Here is an 885-nt window from a genome sequence, read left to right as displayed (position 1 = left end):
GCGCCAGCGCGGGCGGCATCGCTGGTTGGGGTTGCAGGGCCGCCCGCGCGAATGCCGGGATGAAGACCTCCGGCGCCGGCGGCTTGTAGCCGAGCGATCCATGCGGACGCACGGTTTTGTAATGCCGACGCCAGCTTTCCACGATGATCCTGGCCTCTTTGAGCGTGTAGAAGATCTCGCCGTCGAGGAGTTCGTCGCGCAGGCGAGCATTGAAGCTCTCGATGTAGCCATTCTCCCATGGGCTTCCGGGTGCGATGTAGGCAGTCTTCGCCCCGACGGCGGTGATCCAGTCCTGCACGGCCGTGGCGATGAACTCCGGGCCGTTGTCGGAACGGATGTGCTCAGGCACGCCGCGCAGGATGAACAGGTCGGACAGGACGTCGATGACGTCGGTGGAGTTGAGCTTGCGATCGATGCGGATCGCCAGCGCCTCATGCGTGAACTCGTCGATCACGTTAAGCATGCGGTACTTCCTTCCGTCATGAGTGCGGTCCTCGACGAAGTCGTAGGACCAGACATGGTTGGGCCGCTCGGCGCGCAGGCGGATGCATGATCCGTCGGCGAGCCAGAGCCGGCCTTTCTTCGGTTGTTTGGCTGGAACCTTCAGCCCCTCTTGCCGCCAGATGCGCTCGACCCGCTTGTCGTTGACCACCCAGCCCATCTGGCTGCGCAGAAGCTCGGCGATCTTGCGATAGCCGTAGCGGCCATAGCGGCGGGCCAGTGCAACGATGTCCTCGGTCAGTTGCTGCTCGTCGTCCCGGCCGCGAGGAATACGCCGCTGCGTGGAGCGATGCTGCCCAAGCACGAGGCATACCCGGCGCTCCGACACGCGCTTCGGCAGAACCGAGCGAACATGGTCGATGCAGGCACGGCGACGCGAGGGGC

General features: G+C 64.7%; 1 protein-coding gene. It reads right to left on the bottom strand.

The genetic code is table 11. From position 1 onward, the window contains the following. The coding region (locus tag ABD120_RS39170) for an IS3 family transposase (protein ID WP_343955516.1) at positions 1 to 885 on the bottom strand (885 nt) is incomplete at both ends.

It is taken from the genome of Nonomuraea longicatena, from assembly GCF_039525605.1.
GTDB lineage: Bacteria > Actinomycetota > Actinomycetes > Streptosporangiales > Streptosporangiaceae > Nonomuraea > Nonomuraea longicatena.
Note: the sequence above shows the minus strand (reverse complement) of the source record. Positions and strands in the feature narration are given on the sequence as shown.